General features: G+C 65.6%; 15 protein-coding genes. 11 read left to right on the top strand and 4 right to left on the bottom strand.

Annotation, left to right across the window (positions count from 1 at the left end):
- Positions 1-57 precede the first annotated feature (57 nt).
- Complete coding sequence (locus AC1DIM_RS02370; RefSeq protein ID WP_477708890.1) at positions 58-807, bottom strand: ANTAR domain-containing protein; 750 nt, start codon at positions 805-807, stop codon at positions 58-60.
- Positions 808-1,242: 435 nt separating this feature from the next.
- On the opposite strand from AC1DIM_RS02370, the gene AC1DIM_RS02365 reads away from it, so the two are divergent.
- A complete protein-coding gene (locus tag AC1DIM_RS02365; protein WP_477708889.1) occupies positions 1,243-3,933 on the top strand; it encodes a PEP/pyruvate-binding domain-containing protein in 2,691 nt (896 codons plus the stop codon).
- 22 nt (positions 3,934-3,955) lie between these two features.
- Here the strand turns inward: AC1DIM_RS02365 and AC1DIM_RS02360 are convergent, their stop codons facing one another.
- A complete protein-coding gene (locus AC1DIM_RS02360) occupies positions 3,956-6,274 on the bottom strand; it encodes a heavy metal translocating P-type ATPase (RefSeq protein ID WP_477708888.1) in 2,319 nt (772 codons plus the stop codon).
- Between the two features lie 211 nt (positions 6,275-6,485).
- Here AC1DIM_RS02360 and AC1DIM_RS02355 point away from each other — a divergent pair, with 211 nt between their 5' ends.
- From AC1DIM_RS02355 to AC1DIM_RS02325, 7 genes are all read left to right on the top strand, one after another.
- The gene (locus AC1DIM_RS02355) at positions 6,486-6,956 is read left to right on the top strand and encodes an LpqB family beta-propeller domain-containing protein (RefSeq protein ID WP_477708887.1); all 471 of its coding nucleotides are present in this window, start codon (positions 6,486-6,488) and stop codon (positions 6,954-6,956) included.
- A complete protein-coding gene (locus tag AC1DIM_RS02350) occupies positions 6,953-8,680 on the top strand; it encodes a DUF5671 domain-containing protein (RefSeq protein ID WP_477708886.1) in 1,728 nt (575 codons plus the stop codon). The genes AC1DIM_RS02355 and AC1DIM_RS02350 overlap by 4 nt, the downstream gene beginning before the upstream one ends.
- Before the next feature lie 5 nt (positions 8,681-8,685).
- A complete protein-coding gene (locus tag AC1DIM_RS02345) occupies positions 8,686-9,531 on the top strand; it encodes a VOC family protein (protein ID WP_477708885.1) in 846 nt (281 codons plus the stop codon).
- Positions 9,531-10,976, top strand: a complete 1,446-nt coding sequence (locus AC1DIM_RS02340; RefSeq protein ID WP_477708884.1) for a DUF5129 domain-containing protein — start codon at positions 9,531-9,533, stop codon at positions 10,974-10,976. Before AC1DIM_RS02345 ends, AC1DIM_RS02340 begins: the two co-directional genes overlap by 1 nt.
- Before the next feature lie 77 nt (positions 10,977-11,053).
- Positions 11,054-11,518: a universal stress protein gene (locus AC1DIM_RS02335; protein ID WP_477708883.1), complete on the top strand. Its 465-nt coding sequence runs from the start codon at positions 11,054-11,056 to the stop codon at positions 11,516-11,518.
- Positions 11,515-12,369: a universal stress protein gene (locus AC1DIM_RS02330; RefSeq protein ID WP_477708882.1), complete on the top strand. Its 855-nt coding sequence runs from the start codon at positions 11,515-11,517 to the stop codon at positions 12,367-12,369. The genes AC1DIM_RS02335 and AC1DIM_RS02330 overlap by 4 nt, the downstream gene beginning before the upstream one ends.
- A gap of 24 nt (positions 12,370-12,393) precedes the next feature.
- On the top strand, positions 12,394-12,852 hold the full coding sequence (locus tag AC1DIM_RS02325) for a pyridoxamine 5'-phosphate oxidase family protein (protein ID WP_477708881.1): 459 nt from the start codon (positions 12,394-12,396) through the stop codon (positions 12,850-12,852).
- A gap of 53 nt (positions 12,853-12,905) precedes the next feature.
- Here the strand turns inward: AC1DIM_RS02325 and AC1DIM_RS02320 are convergent, their stop codons facing one another.
- Positions 12,906-14,807, bottom strand: a complete 1,902-nt coding sequence (locus AC1DIM_RS02320; RefSeq protein ID WP_477708880.1) for a heavy metal translocating P-type ATPase — start codon at positions 14,805-14,807, stop codon at positions 12,906-12,908.
- A gap of 176 nt (positions 14,808-14,983) precedes the next feature.
- Here AC1DIM_RS02320 and AC1DIM_RS02315 point away from each other — a divergent pair, with 176 nt between their 5' ends.
- From AC1DIM_RS02315 to AC1DIM_RS02305, 3 genes are read left to right on the top strand one after another with little or no spacing between them, the layout of a single operon-like run.
- The gene (locus AC1DIM_RS02315) at positions 14,984-15,955 is read left to right on the top strand and encodes an ABC transporter ATP-binding protein (RefSeq protein ID WP_477708879.1); all 972 of its coding nucleotides are present in this window, start codon (positions 14,984-14,986) and stop codon (positions 15,953-15,955) included.
- A 1-nt stretch (position 15,956) separates the two neighbouring features.
- On the top strand, positions 15,957-17,129 hold the full coding sequence (locus AC1DIM_RS02310) for an ABC transporter permease (RefSeq protein ID WP_477708878.1): 1,173 nt from the start codon (positions 15,957-15,959) through the stop codon (positions 17,127-17,129).
- Positions 17,126-18,292: an ABC transporter permease gene (locus tag AC1DIM_RS02305; RefSeq protein WP_477708877.1), complete on the top strand. Its 1,167-nt coding sequence runs from the start codon at positions 17,126-17,128 to the stop codon at positions 18,290-18,292. Before AC1DIM_RS02310 ends, AC1DIM_RS02305 begins: the two co-directional genes overlap by 4 nt.
- On the opposite strand, the gene AC1DIM_RS02300 is transcribed toward AC1DIM_RS02305, so the two are convergent.
- Positions 18,276-19,916, bottom strand: a complete 1,641-nt coding sequence (locus tag AC1DIM_RS02300; RefSeq protein ID WP_477708876.1) for a DUF4389 domain-containing protein — start codon at positions 19,914-19,916, stop codon at positions 18,276-18,278. The genes AC1DIM_RS02305 and AC1DIM_RS02300 overlap by 17 nt on opposite strands.
- Positions 19,917-19,978: the final 62 nt, after the last annotated feature.

Raw genomic sequence — 19,978 nt, 5'->3', positions numbered from 1 at the left:
AACACGTCGCGTCGAGGCCGCAGCAGGGTCTTTTGTCCCCCCGGCACCCGTACACTCTCAGTCGTCTGAACGGATCCTAATCGGATCGGCGGAACTGGCAGAGGCAACGATCTCGGCTGCCAGGTCGCGGATGCTCAGGTTGCGTGTTCGTGAAGCCCGGAAAAGCCATTCGAGTGCAACGTCCTGGCTGCAGCGTTCCTGCCCGATGATGACACCGACCGCGACATCTATGGGTGGCCGGGCCGCCATAGCGGTCCGGAGATTATGCTCCGACTCCCGCAGTGACGCGATCCTGAGTACAAGGCGCAATCCCTTGGATGCGTCAGCGGCCAAAGCGTGTGCACTGACAATTGCCTCCCTGCCGAAGCCATGCGGCCTGAGGCTGTAAAAGCTCATCCCGGCACTGGCTACGCCGTCCAGCGGCACCGCCAACGCCAGGACCGACAGCACTTTCCGGCGCCTGGCGGCATCGACGAAGCTGGGCCAGCGTTCTTCCACCCTCAGGTCGGGGACAAGGACCATTGACTCATCCAGTGCAGCGGTCAGTCCGGGACCTTCCCTATTGGTGGTCTGCGCTGCCTCAAGGCTGAGTGTGGCTTCATCAGAGCCACCAAGATCCGGCATGCCGGAGGCTCTGAGAACAGTGATTCCGCACGATACATCCCCCGAAAAAAGGGCCTGCTGGTCAGCGCAGAATGCGGCCAGGTCTTCGAGGAAGCCGGAGAGGTCCGGACAATTCAAAACGAGGTCCTCGACGTGGCCGGTGACGTCGGCGGCGGGATAGGTGCGGGGAAGTCGGGCAGCCATGGGCAACCTTTCCGGACGCTGGGGTTCCATGCCCAGTCTTGCTTGCGGCCGCGCTCTGCCTGACGGTCATTCCAGCCTACTCCTCCCCGCCTGCGACGTGGGCGTGGGCGTGGGAATGGGCTCCGACCAGCTCGTGTCTACAGCGATGGCACGGAGGACGGCCGATTCACCGAAGCCTGGGGCCAGGAATTCACTATCCATGTTGCGATAGCCAATTCCGGCCTATCTTTGGAGGACGACCCTGCTCTCAAAGGATATTGCCGTGGATCGACAGGTCCCCCAGTTAGATGGTGTACGTGAGGACGGCAAGGTCATGGGCCTTGCACTGAATCACCCGGATGGCGGCCCGCGACTGGCACTTCGGCTGGATCCGGCAAAAGCAGATGCCTCTTCCGGATTTGATTCTGGGAGGCACCCAGGCATCGAGCGGTCACCATGACGTACGTCAACAGTTTGGGTGATGTGGGTCGAGACGACATCGCCCTCGCCGGCGGCAAGGCCGTGGGATTGGGCGGCCTCATCCAGGCAGGGTTGCCTGTTCCCCAAGGTTTTGTCCTCAACACGGCGGGTTATGCGGATTTTGTCGGCGCTAATCACTTCGGGGCGGACATCCGTGCACTGGCCACACTGTCACCGCAGGCCTCGCCACAGGACTACGAGGATGCTTCCGCTCGGATTTGTGCGCTGTTCACCCGCGGCACCATGCCCTCCGCCGTCGCAGCAGAACTGGGCGCTGCCTACGGCCGCCTCGGCGACGGGAACGCGGCCGTTGCGGTGCGGTCCTCCGCCACCGCAGAGGACCTCGCCTCGGCCAGCTTCGCCGGGCAACAGGAAACTTACCTGAATGTCGCAGGGGCCGAGGCGCTGCACGCGGCGGTGATCGATTGCTGGGCTTCCCTGTGGACCGCGCGTGCCATGTCTTACCGTGCCCGCGAAAGCATCGCACCGGACTCGGTCCGCCTCGCGGTGGTGGTCCAGCAGATGGTGGAGGCGGAAGCCGCCGGCGTGATGTTCACCGCCAATCCTGCCAACGGGCGCCGCGACCAGATGGTGATAAGTGCCGCGTGGGGCCTGGGCGAGTCCGTAGTCAGCGGAACGGTCACCACGGATGACGTCGTGGTCGACGCCGGAACGGGCCGTGTGCTGTCGCGACGGACAGCCGACAAGGAAGTCATGACCGTCTATGGGGAGCATGGCACCAAGGAGCAGCCGGTACCTGCGGCACGCCGTCGTCTGCCCGTTCTTGGTGACCAGGCCGCGGCGGAACTGGCCCGCTATGGAACGCGGATTACGGAGCATTTCGGCGAACCGCAGGACATCGAGTGGGCGCGGGACCATAACGGATTCGTGATCCTGCAATCCCGCCCCATTACGGCGCTGCCTGAACCGGCAGCTGATATCCCGGACACCTGGCCCGTGCCCTACCCGAAAGGTCTCTACTTCAGGGCCAGCATCGTGGAACAGATGCCCGACCCGCTCTCGCCGCTGTTCGCCGACCTCATCGATGGCTCGGTGTCCAAGTCGCTGAGGGCTTTGATGTCCGAGGCCATCGGCAAGAACGTGGTCCGCGAGGACGATGTGGGGTTGCCCACCGTCAATGGCTACGCCTACTACTACTACCGCACCTCGGGAATGTGGCGAGTCATGGGCAGGTCGCTGACTGCGGCACGCGCGCTGGTCCGCGGCCAGGCGCACATGGGAGTGGACGGCTGGCGGGAATTTTCGCATCCCCGTTACGAAGGCGTGATCAAAGATTGGTCCGGGAAGCCCGTAAGGGAGCTCTCCGGTGAGGAACTGCTCGAAGGTGTGCAGGTACTGCTGGATGCCGGCACCGTGTACTACACGGCCGTGCAGTCGATTATTCCGCTCGCCGCCACCAGCGAAATCGCCTTCCGGGGGTTTTACGACAAATTTGTCCGGCGTGACGGCGATCCCCCGGCCCAGACGTTCCTGCTCGGCTACGACAGCGAACCCATCCGGGCAGAGAAGTCACTGTACGATCTCGCAGCCTGGGCCAGTGGACTTCCCGGACTGGCATCGGTCATCCTCCATGAATCGACGACGGCGTTGGCCGAGTCCCAGCGGACGGATACCCCGCCTGCCGGCGTGGACGCTGTCTCCTGGCAGCAATGGCACCACCGCTTCCAGGACCATCTGGACCGGTTCGGCCACGCTGTCTACAACCTGGACTTCGCCAGCCCCGTGCCGGCCGATGACCCCACGACGCTGCTGGAGACGGTGAAGTTTTACCTGCGTGGGCAGGGCAACAACCCGTACGACCGGCAGCGGCTCTCGGCCGACCGCCGGGAGGAGCAAACCAGCCGCGTGGCCGCCCGGCTTGGACCGCGCCGCCGCGCCGCGTTCCTCCGCCTGCTCCACTGGGCCCAGAGCACCGGGCCGATCCGTGAGGACGCCTTGGCCGACGTCGGGCTTGCTTGGCCGCTGCTGCGCCGGATGCTGCTCGAACTCGGGCATCGGCTGGTGGGTTCCGCTGTACTCACGCAACCAGCAGACGTGTTCTGGCTGCGCTTCCACGAGTTGCACAGCGCCGTCCAGTTCGGCCTTGCCGCACCGGGCGCAACACGCGCCGTGGCCATTACCGGAGCAGCCCGGCCGGTCCGCGCCGCCGCGGTCGAGGAGCGCAGGATGCTGTGGCGGGGCCAGGCCAAAGCTGCCGCACCGCAACTGCTCCCGGAGAGCCGGTGGATGGAACGGGCCTTCGGATCCATGATGCCGGCCGGCCCGCAGCACCAGGTCGGCAACGTCATCAAAGGCGCCGGTGCGAGCTCCGGCCGGGTCAGTGCTCCGGCCCGCGTCCTGCACGGGCCCCAGGACTTCGCGCTGATGTCTCCAGGCGACGTCGTGGTCGCCCGCATCACCACCCCCGCATGGACATCGCTGTTCGCGATGGCTTCCGCCGTGGTTACCGATGTTGGCGGCCCGTTGAGCCACAGTTCCATCGTGGCCCGGGAGTACGGTATCCCTGCCGTCCTCGGCACCGGAGTGGCCACCCAGCGGATTACCAGCGGCCAACGGATCACTGTGGATGGCGACGCCGGCACCGTCACCATCGAACCCCCGCCCGGGGGGCCCGGCGAACTGCCCCAAAGCCCGCGAAGCAGCTAACCGTTCGCTTTCCGCGGTTTGCCTAGTGCCGTGTGCTCGGGGTCTTCGGGGGCCGGTCATCCGGCACCAGGCTGAAGGCACCTTCCTCTTCGAGGGCGTTGTGCAGTCTGAGGATGGCGTAGAGGCCGTAAAGCAGGCGGCGGAGCTCGATGATGTCTTCGGGCCGGGCATCTTTTTCGAGTCCGTTCAACAGGCGGTGGAGCCGGCTGATGAGGTGTTCGATTTCGGCGTGGGTGCGGCTCATGTCGGCTGTCGCATTCGACCCGCCGAGAGCTCGGGCCACCAGCGGTACCAAAAGCTCCTCGTCGGCGCGTTCGTGCGGCAGCAGTTCGGTCTCGAGGCGGTGAAGCAGGATCCGTGCCGGGGCCAGGTCGGGGTCCCGGGTGGTGAGGGTGTCTGCGACGGCGCGTATTTGCTCGACGACGGCGCTCACGGCGTCGTGCTGGGATTTCAGCCGGCGTGCGGTGGCGATGTCGGCCGGTGCCATATTGATGGTGTGGGATTTGCCGGGGATCACTGCGCGCAGGGCGATACCTATCGCCAGGACGTCGATGGCCTCCTGCAGGACGGCTCCGGCTGCTGGAGCGAGGAACCCGGCGGCTGCAGCGACCATCGCGGCGAGCGATAGGCCCATGCCCACAAGTACGGCCTGCATGCCGATACCCATGGAGCGGCGGGCGATGAGAATGGCGTCGGCAAGCGCGTCGATGCGGTCCACGGTCAGCACCACGTCGGCAGCCTCCGACGAGGCTGTGGCGCCTCGTGCTGCCAGGGCCACGCCCACCCCGGCGGCGGCGAGAGCGGGGGCGTCGTTCACACCGTCGCCGACCATGATCGTCGCGGCACCGGCGGACTCATCCGTGATCACCTGGAGTTTCTCACCAGGGTCACAGTCGGCCCGGACGGAGTCAACTCCGACCACCCTGCCCACTGTGTGCGCAATGTCCTCCCGGTCACCTGTCACCAGGACAACCCTGCTGATGCCCGCACCGCGCAGGGCCCGGATCATTCGCGGGGCGTCGGGCCTGACCGGATCCTCCAGCAGGAACGCTCCGCAGGGCTCTCCGTCGACGGCGATGAACACTGTCAATGATCCGTCGAGGTCAGCGCGCCGGCGCACCTGCCGCACCCAGCCCTGTTCCGAACCGGGGGCGATCCAGGCCGCCTTGCCGAGCCTGACGTCGTGGAGTCCCACCGTTCCCCGGAGTCCGTAGCCGTGTTCCTCGCGGACGTCTTCGGGCATTTCAAGCCCAAGGTCCCGGCGGGTGGCCGCGGTCACGATCGCACTGGCCAGGACATGCGGCGAGACCTGGTCCAGGGAGGCAGCCAGCCGCAGGATCTCGTCGGCGTCGACAGTATCGGCGGCCGTGACGGTATCAGCGAGGGTGGGCTGCCCCCGGGTCAGGGTGCCTGTTTTGTCAAAGAGGGCCACCCTGCCTGCGGCCAGCCGTTCGAGGGCGCCGCCGCCTTTGATCACGACGCCTATGCTCGCGGCGCGCGATAGTCCGGACATGATCGCGATCGGGGCCGCCAGTAGAAGCGGGCACGGTGTCGCGACGACAAGGACCGCCACGGCCCGCACCGGGTCTGAACTGAGCGCCCAGGCCGCCCCTGCCAAAACCAGGGTCAGCGGGACAAAGAAGACAGCGAACCGGTCCGCGGTGCGTACGAACGGAGCTGAAGCCGCCTGGGCCTGCTCCACCAGGCGCACCACGCCCGCATAGGTCGAGTCCGCTGCGGCTGCGGTCGCCATCACGTCGATGGGCGCACCGGCGTTCACCACGCCGCTGCGGACGTCTTCGCCGACAACTCTTTCCACGGGCAGCGATTCGCCAGTCAGTGCGGACTCATCGAGGATCCCGGCCGACAGGAGCCGTCCATCCACGGCCAGTACTTCGCCGGTGCCAACCACAATCAGGTCACCTGCCGCGAGTGCCTCAACGGGAACCGATTCCACGCCGCCTTGAATCCGCCGGCGGGCCGTGCGGGGCGCACGCTCCACGAGCAAGCTCAGCTCCCGCCGGGCCCGGGCCTGCGCCCGTGCCTCCAGAAGCCTGCCGGTGGCGAGCATAACCGTGATCATTGCCCCGGCGAACGGCTCGTTAACCCACAGGGCGCCGCCCAGTGCCAGCACCGCGATGATGTCCACGCTGGCCTGCCGGCGCCTGAGCGCGCCCGCCACCCAGGCAAAGGCGAACACCAGACCGAGAACTGTCCCTGTCGCCCAGACCAGCCCTGCCGCCGGGTACCAGCCCAGCAGCCAGGCCGCGCCGCCGCCCGCCAGCAGAACAGCGGCGGAAACGAAAAACAGCAACTCAAGGCGCTCACGCAGGTACGTCATGAACCCATGCTCACACGCGGGACGGGCGTCGACCTAGCGTCGAAAGGCCCATGACCAGTTGTGGCCTGCGGGACGTTCGCCCCTACCGTGTCGCGGTGGCCTGATGGAAAACTAAGCACCGTTCGGGTGTCGTCTCCGGAGGAGGAGCCATGAGTAGGTCCCTGCGTCAGGTCCTACTGGGACTCCTTGCCCCGCGTCGGGCAAACATCACGTGAGACTGTCAAAGGGTGCGGGTGGCAAACCCGACCGAATTCTCATCGCCATCCTGTCTGCGATTGCGCTGCTGGTGGTCGTGGCGCTGGCCGTCGTTTTTACCCGCGGCGGGCCGGAGCCCCTGGATGCGTCCACGCCCCAGGGAGTGGTCCAGCGGTACAGCACAGCGGTCGTCGACGGCGATACGGCCACAGCCAGCTCCTACCTCACCGATGCTGCCAGATCCGGGTGCCGCGGCTACTACGAAAGCGGGCCACGTCCCGTCCGGGTGGTCCTGATCTCCACAACAGAGCGCGGCGACTCGGCCCTGGTGCGGGTCTCGCTGGTCAGTTCAGGCGGGGGCGGCCCGTTCGGACCGTCGGAGTACGAGACGGAGGATCGTTTCGCCCTGGTTAAGACCGGTGGCAGCTGGCTGATCGAGCAGGCACCGTACCAGCTCGTGTCGTGCACGGGATTGTCCAAGCCGTGAACGCCACGGCCTTAACACCACGTTCGCGGGCGGGTTCAGCGCAGGCCACGCTCCGCCGCCTGATCCTTTACCTTCTGTTGTTCGCCCTGGTGGTCATCACCGCAGTGGGGCTAAGCGGACTGTTGGAACTCTTGTTCAGCGCGGGCGCGGTGATGGCATCCGGTGATGTGGCCGGCGTGGCCCGGTCCCTGGCCTTCACCCTGATCGGAGGGCCGCTCGCCGCCCTCCTGTGGTGGCTTGTTTGGAGGAGGCTCAACGACCCCGCCGAGCGCGGCTCAGCGGGGTGGGGCCTGTACGTGTCTGCCGTCTACGCGGTCTCCCTGATCTCGGCCGTGACCGCCCTTCTGGGAACGGCGGCCTCCTTCATCGGCAGCCAGGAACCACTGTGGTATGCGCCTTTGTCGACGGGGATCGTCTGGGCAGGCATCTGGATCTGGCATCGCTGGATGTGGCGGCACCCGCTCAAACAACCGGAAGCCCTTGAGGACGTCCCGGCCGTGACGGGGACGGTCTTCGGGCTGCTGGCAGGCGGGTTCGCCGCCATCAACGCCCTGGGCAGCTTGCTTGATGTGGCGATCCGCGGGCACATGGGCCTGACCCCGGAGGCGGAGGGGTGGTGGCAGCCCATTCTGAGGGCCGTGGTTTGGACAATTGGCGGAAGCGTCGTGTGGTGGTGGCACTGGTTCAGGGGCGGCGGGCGAAAAATGGGCACCGCCCTGGTGGACGTGGCACTCGTTGGGGTGGGGATTTTCGCCGCGGGCATGACGGCGCTCGGCGGCGCCGGCGTCGTGGTTTTTGTGCTCCTGCGGACAGTATTCGACCGGTCTGCCCCCATGAGCGAGTTGCTGGCCCCGCTGGGCCCGGCTCTCGCCGCTGCCGCGGTCGGCCTTCTGATTTGGCGTTTTCACCGCGTCAGCGGAGCCCAGCGTTCCGTGGGCACCAGGCGTGCGAGCCGGCTGGTAACGTCGGGGGTTGCCTTGGCAGCTGCCGCAACCGGCATTGGCGTGGTCATCAATGCTTCGCTTGCCATGKCGGTAACACCGATCGCCGGCGGCGGCACCCGAAGCCTGCTGCTCGGCGGCATAAGTTCCCTTGTGGTGGGCGGTCCCGTCTGGTGGCGGGCTTGGCGGCCAACAAGGCAGCCACAAACCGCGGACGCGATTCCGCCAGGCAGGCGGGTTTACCTCGTAGTGTTCTTCGGCCTCAGCGCCGTGGTGGCACTGGTGGCCCTCCTCGTGATTGGGTACCGGCTCTTCGAGTTCCTTTTGGGAAACACCGCCGGAGCCGGCCTTCTGGAACGCATCCGGGCGCCACTGGGTCTCCTGGTGTCGGCAGGTTTGGTTGCCGGTTATCACTTTGCCCAGTGGCGTCGCGGGCACGCCCTGCTGGCTGCCGCCGCAGGGACGAACGCCCGCACCGTTGATCAGGTCATCCTGGTGACGGCTTCCCCTTCGAAGCCGTTATCCGAGGCCATTGCTGCCGCGACCGGCGCCAAAGTCTCCGTGTGGAAGCGGTCGGACGCAGGCGGTGAGACGTTCCCGGCCGGAGCCGTCCCCACATCGGAAGACGGGCTGATCGAGCGAGTGGTCACCGCTCTGGCCGGTGTCACCGCCGCGCACATACTGCTGGTGATTAGCCCTTCGAACGGCCGGCCAGCGCGGATCGACGTCATACCGTTGGAAGCACCAAGACTGCCACAGTCTCCCGTTGCTACAGAGAGGTGAGTGCCATGAGTGGAGTGGTACATTTCGAAATCCCCGCGGACAATGAAGAGCGGGCGCGGAAGTTTTACGAATCAGTGTTCGGCTGGACCTTCCAGGTGCTGCCGGAAATGGAATACAGCCTGGCCATGACCACGCCGGTGAACCACCAAGGCATGCCCGCCCGGTCCGGAGCCATCAATGGCGGGATTTTCCGCCGCCGAGACATGCTCCTCGCGCCGGTGGTCACCATCGAGGTCGAGGATATCGACGCGGCGCTGGAACAGATACACGGCCTGGGCGGTGAGACGGTGCGGGGCAGGATGGAGGTCCGCGGCTCCGGCTGGAACGCATACTTCCGCGACAGCGAAGGAAATGTGGTGGGGCTGTGGCAGAACGCGAAGCATCCTGCCCGTGCCGAGGAGCCCGCCCAGGTCCATTGCGCCGCGCAACCAACCGCCGTCGTGCGCGAAACCGTGGCGATGGCTGCCCTCACTGAATTCTTCAGCCGGGCCTTCGGGGCTGTGATAGCGGAAGCACAGAGGCAGAACGTCCAACTCGCCGGACCGCCGTTCGCCCTGTATCGGGGGATGCCTACGGAAACGGTCGACGTGGAAGCCGGCTTTCCGATCGCGGGCGGCCTCGCGGACACCGGAACCGTAGTCACCGGCACACTTCCTGAAACCGACGCGTTTGAGGCCATCCACACAGGCCCCTACGACACTCTGGGCAAGACATACTCGGCGGTTCAGGACCGCATCAGGGAGGCTGGAAAAAACCCGTCAGACGCCATGTGGGAGTTCTACCTGAACGGACCACAGACCGAACCCGATCCCTTGAAATGGCAGACAAAAGTAGTCTGGCCGGTTCTCTGATGCCTAAGATCTTCAAGTTGCTGCTGCTGGTGTTTGCCCTGCTGCTGGGCGGCAGCGCGGCGGCACTCGCCGCCACTCCCACCAGCGTCGTTATTGAGGACAGGGCCGGTGTGCTCGACCGCAACACCCTCATCCCGGCCATCACTGCCATCGAATTCCATGAGCCCACCAAGGTGGCTGTCTACACCTACAACGGGAGCGCCGCGGACAACCTGAACGAAGAGGTCCTCAGGTTCGCCCGCGCGGAACACCCGGACTGGATCAGCCCGGACGGTCAGAAATGGGCCGACGGTCTCTTCATCTTTGCGCTCGATCCCGTGGGCCGGCATGTGGGCACCTACATGGGCGAGGACCGCAAGGTTTCGCTGGGACAACGCGATGACATCCAAAACGCGGCGAAAGACCTCCTGCGCGACGCCCAGTGGACGGACGGCACCATCGCGGGAGTCCGGCGGGGCGCCGAACTCATCAATCAACCGTGGTACCAGTCGGCCGCCTTCGTGATCGCAGCGTGGGTGACGGGTTCGCTGGCTGCGGCGGGGGCTGCCGCGTTGCTGATAGTGCGGGCCGTAACCAGGGCCGGCAGCCGCAAGGAGCTTGCGAGGGGAGACCGAAGCTACGCCAATGTAACCACTGACCTGGACGTCACCGAACTTAATGCGGGCACCATCCCCGAGTCCTCTTCGTACGGCAGCAGTGTCCTGGAGAAGCACCGCAGCTTCCTGAACCGCTACAACGCCGCCACCGGGCTTTCGAACAGGGTGCACGCCCTCACACCGAGGGCGTTGGGCCGCAGGCCAAACCTCAAGCTGGTCCGGGAGTATGCGGACGCGGCGGCCGAACTGGATGCCCTGGACGACGTCATTGCCGACAGCAACGCGCTGTTGAACCGGTTGAGCACCTGGGCAACGGCTTGGGACCGCCAGCTGGCGCCCTTCCGCAGCGACCTCGCCGGGCTGGAGCAGCTCCTGAGCAAGCGTCACGGGCAAGGCGACTCTGCCACCGCCGCGTCCCTGCGGTTCTTCCGCGACCAGAGCCTGGAGGAAATCGAACGGTGGACCGCCCAACTCACAGACGGGACCATCACACCGGAAAAAGCGCTCGACCACCTTCGTGACGCCCGCAGCCGCTTGTCCGACCTGCTGAAGCAGCACACTGAAACGGTGATCGCGGGCTTCGCCAAGACCGAACGGGAAGCCAAACTCATGCGCAGGGGCATGGCGGATGCGCAGGCAGGCACCGACCGCCATCACCGGCAGAGCTACGAACCCAGCATCCTCGGCACCGTCTACCCTTCCTACTATTTCTTCTCGGTCCCGGCCTTCAACTCCGGCCTGAACACCGGCGTCGGCAGCGTCAGCTCTGCCAGGGGCGGCGGCGGTACCACCGGCTACGGGAGCAGCGGGGGAAGCTTCTCAGGCTCAGGCAGTTCCTCCAGTTTCTAGGTGACTTTCGACCCTACACGTCCATTGCCCTGAGCCGCAGGCTGGAGAGCAGCAAGAGTCCACAGAAGGGATGCGTTATGGCGGAGCCGGCGTCGGAGGGTGCCATGTTTGTGGTGGGGGTGGACGGATCGGAGGCATCCGTGGAGGCGCTTCGGCAGGCCCAGCGGTTGGCCGCGCCAGTGGGGGCTAAAGTACTGGCCACGGCCTACTGGGATGATCCGCAGGTCTACGCGGGGTACGTGGCCATGGGCATAGACCGCTTTGAAGAACGCGTCATGGTCGTCCTCAACGACGCCCTGGAACAGGCCTTCGGCGACGACATTCCGCCCAACGTCATCCCGCGGGTTGTCCGGGGCCACCCCAGGGACTCCCTCATCGACGCCAGCCGCCACGCGGACATGATCGTTGTTGGCAGGCGCGGCCATGGAGGATTCGGCGGCCTGCTGCTGGGCTCTGTCAGCTCAGCCTGTGTTGCCCATGCACACTGCCCCGTCCTGGTTGTTCACAGCCCCGACAAGAGAACAAAGGAAGACCAGCCGTGAGAACGTCCCAACCGATCGCCGTCGCCACCAATGACTCACCGCAAAGCCGGGCCGCCGTGGAGTGGGCTGCCCGCCGGGCTGCCAGTGCCGACCTGCCGCTGGTCATTCTGTACGTTGTTGACGACCGGTGGGTAGCGGAGCCCGTCCCGTGGACCGGGGAGCTGGTGAAAAGGGGTGAAACGCTGGTGGAAACGGCGGCCGGGCGCGTGCGGGACAAGATTCCGGTTGAGGTGACCACCAAAGTGCTGGAGGGAGGCGTCTCCGGCTCGCTGCGGAAGTACTCCACCCAGGTGTCGATGCTGGTGGTCGGTTCAGGCGCCCCGCATTTGGGTGGTTCGCTGACGGACCGGGCCCTGCAGGTGGCCGCTGCAGCCAAGTGTCCGGTCGCGGTCATTGGAGTCACGGACGCTGATGGCGGGCAGGGTGTGGTGGTCGGCGTGGACGGCTCGGAGGAAGCCACGCAGGCCGTTGCGTTCGCTGCCGCCGAGGCGGACCGGGAAGGCCAGGAGCTAACGGTGGTTTATGCCATCTGGGAACCGGACAAATGGGTCGACAGTGGAGCGCTCACCGAGTCGCTGACCCAGCGCATTGAGGACGAGGAACAGATGGTGCTGTCCGAAACAGTCTCCGGCCTCCGCGAGGACTACCCGGACCTGGTAGTCCACAAGGTCCTGGATACCAAGCGGGAACCGGCTGAGGCGCTGGTCAAAGCCGCAGCGGGTGCCCAGTTGCTGGTGGTTGGAAGCCGGGGCAGGGGCGGTTTCAAACGGCTGCTCCTCGGTTCCACGGCGCACGCAGTCCTGACGCAGCTTCCGTGCCCCACGGTCATCACCCCAATCCACCGCATATAGCGCCGGACGTAGTAGCCTGCGAGCATGCTAAGCGACACTTCAGGATCCCAGACGGAAGTCCTCAACGTACATGACTGCTGGAAGTACCTCCGGTCAGCCTCGGTCTGCCGGGTTGCCCTGGTGCGTGATGGGGAGCCGGAAATCTTCCCCGTAAACTACGTTCCCGATAACGGCACGGTGATATTCCGCACCGGATCAGGAACCAAGCTGGATGCCGTGCTGGGCGGCGGTTCCATCGCGTTGGAAGCCGACGGCCTCAACACCTACGGCACCATCGCCTGGAGCGTCATCGTCAAGGGCACGGCTGCGGTTGTGGACTCGCAGGAGGACTTCCAGGAGGCCGCGGACGCCGGGCTCTCCCCGTGGCAATCCGGAAGCAAGGACCATCTGGTGCGGGTCACGCCCTCAGAGGTCACCGGCCGGCGCTTCGTGATCACTCCGCCATCGCGCTGGTGGCCGCCGCTGGACGCGGGGCGGCACTGAGCCAAGCGGCACTCACGTGCGGGGAGGAACGGAGCAGCGCACGACGCCGGCGCTCACCTCACGGCGCCGACGCTGGCTGGAGTGCCTCCCACCGCCGTCGTGCTTCCCTTCCCGCCGCCGCGGAGGGCACGGAGCGCGTTAAGGATGGTGGCCAAGTCCACCAGTTCCTGGAGGAGTGCGCCCGCAACAGCGGGAATGTAACCGAAGACGGCCGCCACCATCAGGCCGACGCTGAGCAGGATGCCGGTCCAAATGCTCGCCAGTGCTATCCGCATGGTGCGCTGGCCGATGTCAACGGCCAGCGCCGCTCTGGATAAATCGTCGAGCATGATCACTACGTCCGCCGACTCACTCGCCGCGGTCGATCCTTTGGCGCCCATCGCGACACCGACCTCTGCGGCCGCCAGCACCGGGGCGTCGTTGACGCCGTCGCCCACCATCATGACCGGGCGTTTCCGCAGTGCGGCCACGATGGAGACTTTGTCACCAGGCAGGCAGCCTGCCTGGACCCGGGAAATCCCGGATTGGGCGGCGATCCTTTCTGCCGTGGGCAGGGTGTCGCCGGTAAGCAGCAGGGTCTCCCCTACGCCCAACCGCCCCAAGTGGGCCAGGGTGCCTACTGCATTACCCCGCAGCGGATCGCTCATGACCAGCGCTCCCCCGAAGCGTCCGTCAACACCCACATAGACCGCCAGTTGACCGCCGGTCACGTCCGCCTCTTCGAAGCCGGAAGTGACGGACCGGACGAAATCAGGCTTACCCACCACCACGTGGTGGCTGCCGCACGTCGCCGTGACTCCCTGAGTGGCGTGTTCGTTCGCGTCATTTCCCGGCAGAAGATCAAGCCCGCGGTGCCGGGCTGCGTCCATGACCGATGCTGCCAGCACGTGGGAAGAGTACTGCTCCGCCGAAGCGGCAAGCTGCAGCAACCTGTCTTCGCTGATCAGCCCAGCGGCTGACCCCGGCATACTAATGCCGTGCAGTGTGGGCCGGCCGTGGGTGAGCGTGCCGGTTTTATCGAACACTGCCGTCTGCACCCGGGCAAGCTGTTCGAGGGTACCGCCGTTTTTGATGATGATGCCTGAATGCGCCGCCCGACTGGTGCCGGCAAGGAACGCCACCGGGGCTGCAATGAGCAGCGGACACGGGGTGGCCACCACCAGGACCTGGGCAAACCGTCCCGGGTCCTGGCTGAAATACCAGCCCAGGCCGGCCAGGACAAAGGCCAGAATGGTGAAGGGGACGGCGTACCTGTCGGCGAGCCGGACCACTGGCGGCCGGCTCGAGGCTGCCTCCTGGACCAGTGCCACGATCTGGCTGTACTGCGAGTCCTCCGCCGTGGACGTTGCTGCCATGATCACGGCGTTATCGCCGCTAACCGATCCGCTGAGCAGTGTGTCGCCTTCCAGGTGTTCCACCGGCAGGCTCTCCCCGGTCAGCATGGATTCATCGAAAGTGCCCGCCTCGGAGACAAGCACACCGTCCACGGGAACCACCTCCGACGGCTTGATCAGGAGCAGATCACCCGGCGTGACTTCTTCGACGGGGATGTCTTCGGGCGAACCGCCGTTCACTTCCCGGTGGGCGGTCTGGGGAGAGCGCTCCAGCAGGGATCTCAGCTCGCGGGTTGCCCTTCCCTGCGCAATGTCTTCCAGCGCTTCACCCCCGGCAAGCATAAGCACAATGATCAGGGCCGCGACGTATTCCCCAACCGCCACCGTCGCGCCGATGGCCGTGACCGCCAGCACGTCGATACCCCACCGGCCGCCGAGCAACGCTTTGAGCATCGAGCCGGACCGGATGACGGCGATGAGGACGGCGTAGGCGCTGGCTGTCCACCGGGCCGCAGGGTCCTCCCCCAGTGCCAGCAACCCTGTGACTGCTGCACCGATTCCTACGGTGGCAGCCACCACGGGGAAACGCACCACCGCAGTCTTGAGGCGTGTTGGGCTCATGGATACGACCATAAGGCGTGTCCGGAATCCGCAGCTAGGGGCCTTCCGACCTACGGCTCCGGCTGCCCCGGGATTCCAGGGCCTTTGACGATACTGACAGCTGTAACCTTCCGGGAGCCTCGGCATGCTAGCGTGGCCCACGCCCCTGACAATGTCATTTCGGAAAGAGCAAACGCATGACCGGAGCCGAGCTGTTCATGAAGACCCGCACCGAGGACGTCCTGGCAGTCAACGGCCTGGTAAAACACTATGGCGAACGAACGGTAGTCGATGAGGTTTCCTTTCATATCGCCGCCGGAGAAACCTACGGACTGCTTGGGCCTAACGGTGCAGGCAAAACCACGATTATCTCGATGGTGGCCGGGCTGATTCCGGCCGACGCCGGGTCCGTCTCGGTGGCGGGTCAGGCGATGGCCCCGTCGTTGACCGGCCCCAAGGGACACATCGGCCTGGTCCCCCAGGAACTCGCCATCTATCCGGACCTCTCCGCAAAGGAGAACCTCCGGTTCTTCGGGCGCCTCCAGGGGCTGCGCGGCAAAGAACTGGGCACCAGGACGGCGGAGGTGCTTGAACTCATCGGGCTGGCCGACCGTGCCGGCGAACAGACCAAGAAATTTTCCGGGGGAATGAAGCGCCGGCTGAACATCGGAATCGGCCTTCTGCACCGTCCCACGCTGCTGATTCTCGACGAACCGACCGTTGGAGTGGATCCGCAGTCCCGGAACTCCATTCTGGAGGCGGTGGAGGGGCTGGCCGCGGAAGGCATGGCCGTGCTCTACACCACGCACTATATGGAGGAGGCAGAACGGTTGTGCAACCGCATCGCCATCCTTGACGAGGGCCGGGTCCAGGCGGAAGGGACCAGGGACGAGCTGGTCAGGCTCACCGGCGGCGTGGACCGCATCGATCTTCGCGGCAGCGGTAACACCGGGGCGGCCGCGGCAGCGTTGCGGAGCCTGCCCGGTGTGCAGCAGGTGGACGGCGCCGGGACAGGCTTGATCCTTACCGTCAGGGACGGGCCAAGCCTCCTGCCGGCCATCGTGACCGGGGCGGGAAACGCTGGAATGGCCTTGACCGGAGTGGAGATCGCCCGGCCGGATCTAGAGTCCGTTTTTCTGCACCTCACCGGCAAAGCCCTGAGGGATTGACATGCGCGAAATCTGGGCCATGGTCGGAAATGACCTCAGGCAGCGCGTTCGCGATAAGTCGGTGTTCATCTTTTCCCTGCTGGTGCCGCTTTCCCTGATGGGAGTCCTGAACCTCGCCTTCGGGGGCCTCGGCCAGCAGAGTGTCGACCTCAAACCAGCCACTGTAGTGGCCAGCAGTGACGATGCGGGGCCACTTGGCGCTGCAATGCTTGACGCGCTCGGCTCGCTCGAGGTTATGGACGTGACGGTGCGACGTGTCCCCACCGCGGAGGTCCGGCAGGAGACGCGGAACAGTGGCGCGGACCTGGGCCTGGTCATCCCGGCCGGCTTCACTGCCGCGGTCACCTCAGGCCAGGGTGTGTCCGTGCAGGTGGTGGAGGGCGGCCGGCAAGGGATCGAAACCAACGTCCTGGTGTCGGTCGTGGACGGCCTCCTGGGCCAGTTCGGAGCTGGCGCCGTTACTGCGATGGCTGGCGAAAGCGCCGGGCTCCCGCCCCAAGTCATCGCAGCACTTGGCCGGCAGACTGCTGCCGGAGCACCTACCGTGACCATGGCCGAAGGCCAGGCAGCTGCTGAACAGCTCTCCCTGAAGGGCAGCCTGGTGGCAGGTCAAAGCGGTTTGTTCCTCCTCTTTACCGTGGGCTTCGGAGTGCTGGGGCTGTTGGCAGAACGGGAACAAGGCACTTTGGCCCGCCTGAAATCGTCTCCGGTGGGGCCAGGTTCCATCATCACCGCCAAAGCCCTGGTGGGCTTCATTCTGGGGATCGTGGCCACCACAGTCCTGCTGACGGTTGGCTCCCTGTTGTTTGGCGTCTCCTTCGGCTCCCCGCTGGTGGTGGGACTCCTGGTGACGAGTGTCGCGGCAGCGGCTACCAGCCTGACCTTTATCGTCGCCCGCCTGGTGCGCAGCGCGGAGCAGGCCAACGTTGCCCAATCGATCGTGGCCATGGTCCTGGGGATCGCCGGTGGCGCATTTTTTCCCATTCAAGCGTCCGGTTTCGTTGCGGCCCTCATGGATTTCAACCCGGTAGGTGCTTTCATCCGGGGCCTTGGCATCTCTGCGGGCGGCGGCGGACCCGCGGACGTGGCAGCGCCGCTGGCCGTCATGCTGGGATTCGCCGCAGTGTGCACCCTGGTCTCCCGGCTGGTTCCGGACCGGGGGGCAAGGACATGAGCAGCATCCTTGCTATTGCCGGCGTCGAAATCCGGCGCTTCCTGCGGGACAAATCCAACATCTTCTTTGTCTTCATCTTTCCCTTGCTGCTGATTCTGGTGCTCGGCTCGCAGTTTGGCGCGAACAGTGGACGGGCCCATGTATCAATGGCCGGCGGGGCAGGCACTGAACTTGAGCGAAAAGTCGCCGAACAGTTGGAGCTGGACGGGATCCGGGTCACCTTCGGCGGCCCTGAAACGGTGCGGGCCGAGCTGAGCCGGGGACGGACCGACGTCGGGGTTTTCATCAGCGACACCGCGGCGGCAGCTTTCAACGCCGGCGCACCGGCGCAGCTCGACGTGGTCATGTCTTCACAGTCGGGTGCCCAGGCCGCCCTGCAGTCCGTGCGCGCCTCAGTGCAGGCAGTCAGCACCGAACGGAAGCAGCTTGCGGCGCTTTCGGACGCCGGCATGGACGCCGGCGAGGCACACGCCGCACTCGAGCAGGCGAAGAAGTCCGTGCAGCTTCCCGGCATGGAGATCGTGGATACGAACAATGTGGCGCAACAGTTCAGGGGCTTGGGCCAGTTTGACCTCGGCGCGGCCCAGCAATTGCTCCTGTTTGTTTTCCTTAGCTCCCTGACAGGCGCGGCAACACTGATCCAGTCCCGCCGGCTCGGCGTCATCGCCCGTGTCATGGCCGCGCCGGTCACCAGCTGGCAGGCCATCGCCGGTCAGGCTTTGGGACGCTTCGGGATAGCTGTGGTCCAAGGCGGCTACATCATGCTCGGTACGGCTCTGCTCTTCGGCGTGGACTGGGGCAACCCGCTGCTTGCCGGCCTGATCCTGGCCGTCTTTGCCGCAGTGGCCGCAGCGGCCGCCATGGTGATCGGCTCAGTCCTCGACAACGACGCCGCCGCTTCCGGCGTGGGTGTGGGCCTGGGCTTAGTGCTGGCAGGCCTGGGCGGTTCCATGGTGCCGCCGGAGTTCTTCTCGGACACGCTCCAGGCGGTTTCCCGCGTCACCCCGCACCGTTGGGCCTATGACGCCTTCGCCATCGTTCAGCGCCACGACGGCAGTCTGGCTGACATCCTCCCCCAGCTGGGGATTCTTGCCGCCATGGCCATGGCGTTGCTGGCAGTCGGAGCACTCCTGCTGCGGCGGAGCCTTAAGCGGGCATTGTAGGGTCCGACGGCGGCAGGGGGCTTCCCGGGGGAACCGGGCTTCCGGGGGGCACTGGGCTTCCCGAAGGCAACGGACTGATTCGCGGGACTGGGCCATTCGGCGGGACCGGGCCACTCAGCGGAACCGGGCCCCGCTCGCCGATATCCCTGGCACCTTGGTCGAGGCGGAACGGGGGGTATTCGTCGCGCATGAGGGCAACGTAGGTGATGACCCGGTAGATCCAGCGGTTGAAGCCCATGACCAGGTCGAACAGGGGCCGCTGGTAACGGCCGCTGAACAGCAGGATCACAGCCGCAACAAAAACCAGGAAACCAAACAAAGAGACTCCTGTTGCCGTCTCGTACCTGATGCCAGGGTTCCGGGGGTCGTTCCAACGGACGGTGCTTGCGCTTGTCAGCGCGCCAATGATGATCAGGTGTGGCAGCGCAAGGAGCCAGCTCTTGACCAGCACAAGTCCGCGGGACAGCCGCTCCGGATATTCGACGTCAAAATCTGCGGGATAGTCCGTCCTGGCCAGTGTGAATGGCGGATACCTGTCTGTTCCCAACGCAGAGTAGGCATAGAAGGACACGCGCCAGCTCCAGCGCAGGACTCCCACGTTGAAATTGAAAAGGGAACGTGGGAAGCGGGCGGTAAACAGGATGGCGAACCAGGCAATGATGGTGACCACAACAAACGCGAACCAAAGAAAGAACAGCACAACAAAGTGCGGGATGGCCAGGAACCATTTCACCAGCCACATCCATCTGGACAGCACCGGGTCCAGTTCGCCGCGAAGCCGCGCCGGATAGGGCCTCATGTCGGCAGCAGCCTGGACGTCTGCGAGCTGGTTACCGGTGAACTGATTGCCCATGGCTTGGCCGCCCATGACCTGGTTTGGGGGGCCTTGAGGGGCTCCATAGGGCGCCGGCCCGGGATAAGCCCCTGCCCCGGGAGCGGCCGGCTGCGCTGCGTGGCGCCCCAGCCCGTGTGCGCCGAAGATCAGGAGCGGCACACCGATTACCAGCAATATGGCTCCCGCAGCAAGCAGTCCGGCAGCTATCGGACCGAACAGCTCTGACCGGAAGCCTGCCTGCAGATCCGTTGATACTCCGGGGCTGGCATCGGCGTTCATGACCACCACGGACCAGTCCCCGGCAGCTATCTTCCAGTCCAGGTTCCTTTGTCCGCCGCCTACCGCCGAAGCCACCCAGAATGTCTGGTCCGCTGGAGCCGACGGTTGGGTTGTTCCCTGCACCTCCCGGTACTCCGTACGGAATGGCCGGAACTGCACTTCCTGCAGTTCGGAGTAGTTGGCTCCTGAAAGGTAGCGGTCAACGTCCTTCCGGGGGGCGATGCCGACAAAAATGTCCTTCCCCGGGCTGCCTGACTCCGCCGTTATCCTGATGCTGCCTACGTCAAAGGGCAGCGGTCCCGGGTATGAGTCGCCCCGTATTCCATCTGCCCGCGCGGAGACGATAGCTGTGGAATCCACCGCAAACACCTCCCTCGGAGAGGTGAGGTATCCACCGTCGTTCTGGAGCGCGTTGACCCACGACGCTGCTATGCCGCCGAACAGCAATCCCACACCCATCATGGAAAACAGGATGCCGACAATGAGCATGGTGATTGATCGGGCTTTCATGGGAGTCCTTCCGCCGCAGCAACAACGTGGCCCCGCACCCCCTGCCGTGCACCGAGTCACCT

The organism is Pseudarthrobacter sp. 01T43, assembly GCF_056398665.1.
The sequence above is the reverse complement of the archived record's forward strand: the minus strand, read 5'-3'. Positions and strand labels throughout refer to the sequence as shown.

Bases quoted from the DNA above. Each gene is read 5' to 3' on its own strand.
- AC1DIM_RS02370 (WP_477708890.1), bottom strand. From the start codon at position 807: ATGGCTGCCCGACTTCCCCGCACCTATCCCGCCGCCGACGTCACCGGC.
- AC1DIM_RS02365 (WP_477708889.1), top strand. From the start codon at position 1,243: ATGACGTACGTCAACAGTTTGGGTGATGTGGGTCGAGACGACATCGCC.
- AC1DIM_RS02360 (WP_477708888.1), bottom strand. From the start codon at position 6,274: ATGACGTACCTGCGTGAGCGCCTTGAGTTGCTGTTTTTCGTTTCCGCC.
- AC1DIM_RS02345 (WP_477708885.1), top strand. From the start codon at position 8,686: ATGAGTGGAGTGGTACATTTCGAAATCCCCGCGGACAATGAAGAGCGG.
- AC1DIM_RS02340 (WP_477708884.1), top strand. From the start codon at position 9,531: ATGCCTAAGATCTTCAAGTTGCTGCTGCTGGTGTTTGCCCTGCTGCTG.
- AC1DIM_RS02335 (WP_477708883.1), top strand. From the start codon at position 11,054: ATGGCGGAGCCGGCGTCGGAGGGTGCCATGTTTGTGGTGGGGGTGGAC.
- AC1DIM_RS02325 (WP_477708881.1), top strand. From the start codon at position 12,394: ATGCTAAGCGACACTTCAGGATCCCAGACGGAAGTCCTCAACGTACAT.
- AC1DIM_RS02320 (WP_477708880.1), bottom strand. From the start codon at position 14,807: ATGAGCCCAACACGCCTCAAGACTGCGGTGGTGCGTTTCCCCGTGGTG.
- AC1DIM_RS02315 (WP_477708879.1), top strand. From the start codon at position 14,984: ATGACCGGAGCCGAGCTGTTCATGAAGACCCGCACCGAGGACGTCCTG.
- AC1DIM_RS02310 (WP_477708878.1), top strand. From the start codon at position 15,957: ATGCGCGAAATCTGGGCCATGGTCGGAAATGACCTCAGGCAGCGCGTT.
- AC1DIM_RS02305 (WP_477708877.1), top strand. From the start codon at position 17,126: ATGAGCAGCATCCTTGCTATTGCCGGCGTCGAAATCCGGCGCTTCCTG.
- AC1DIM_RS02300 (WP_477708876.1), bottom strand. From the start codon at position 19,916: ATGAAAGCCCGATCAATCACCATGCTCATTGTCGGCATCCTGTTTTCC.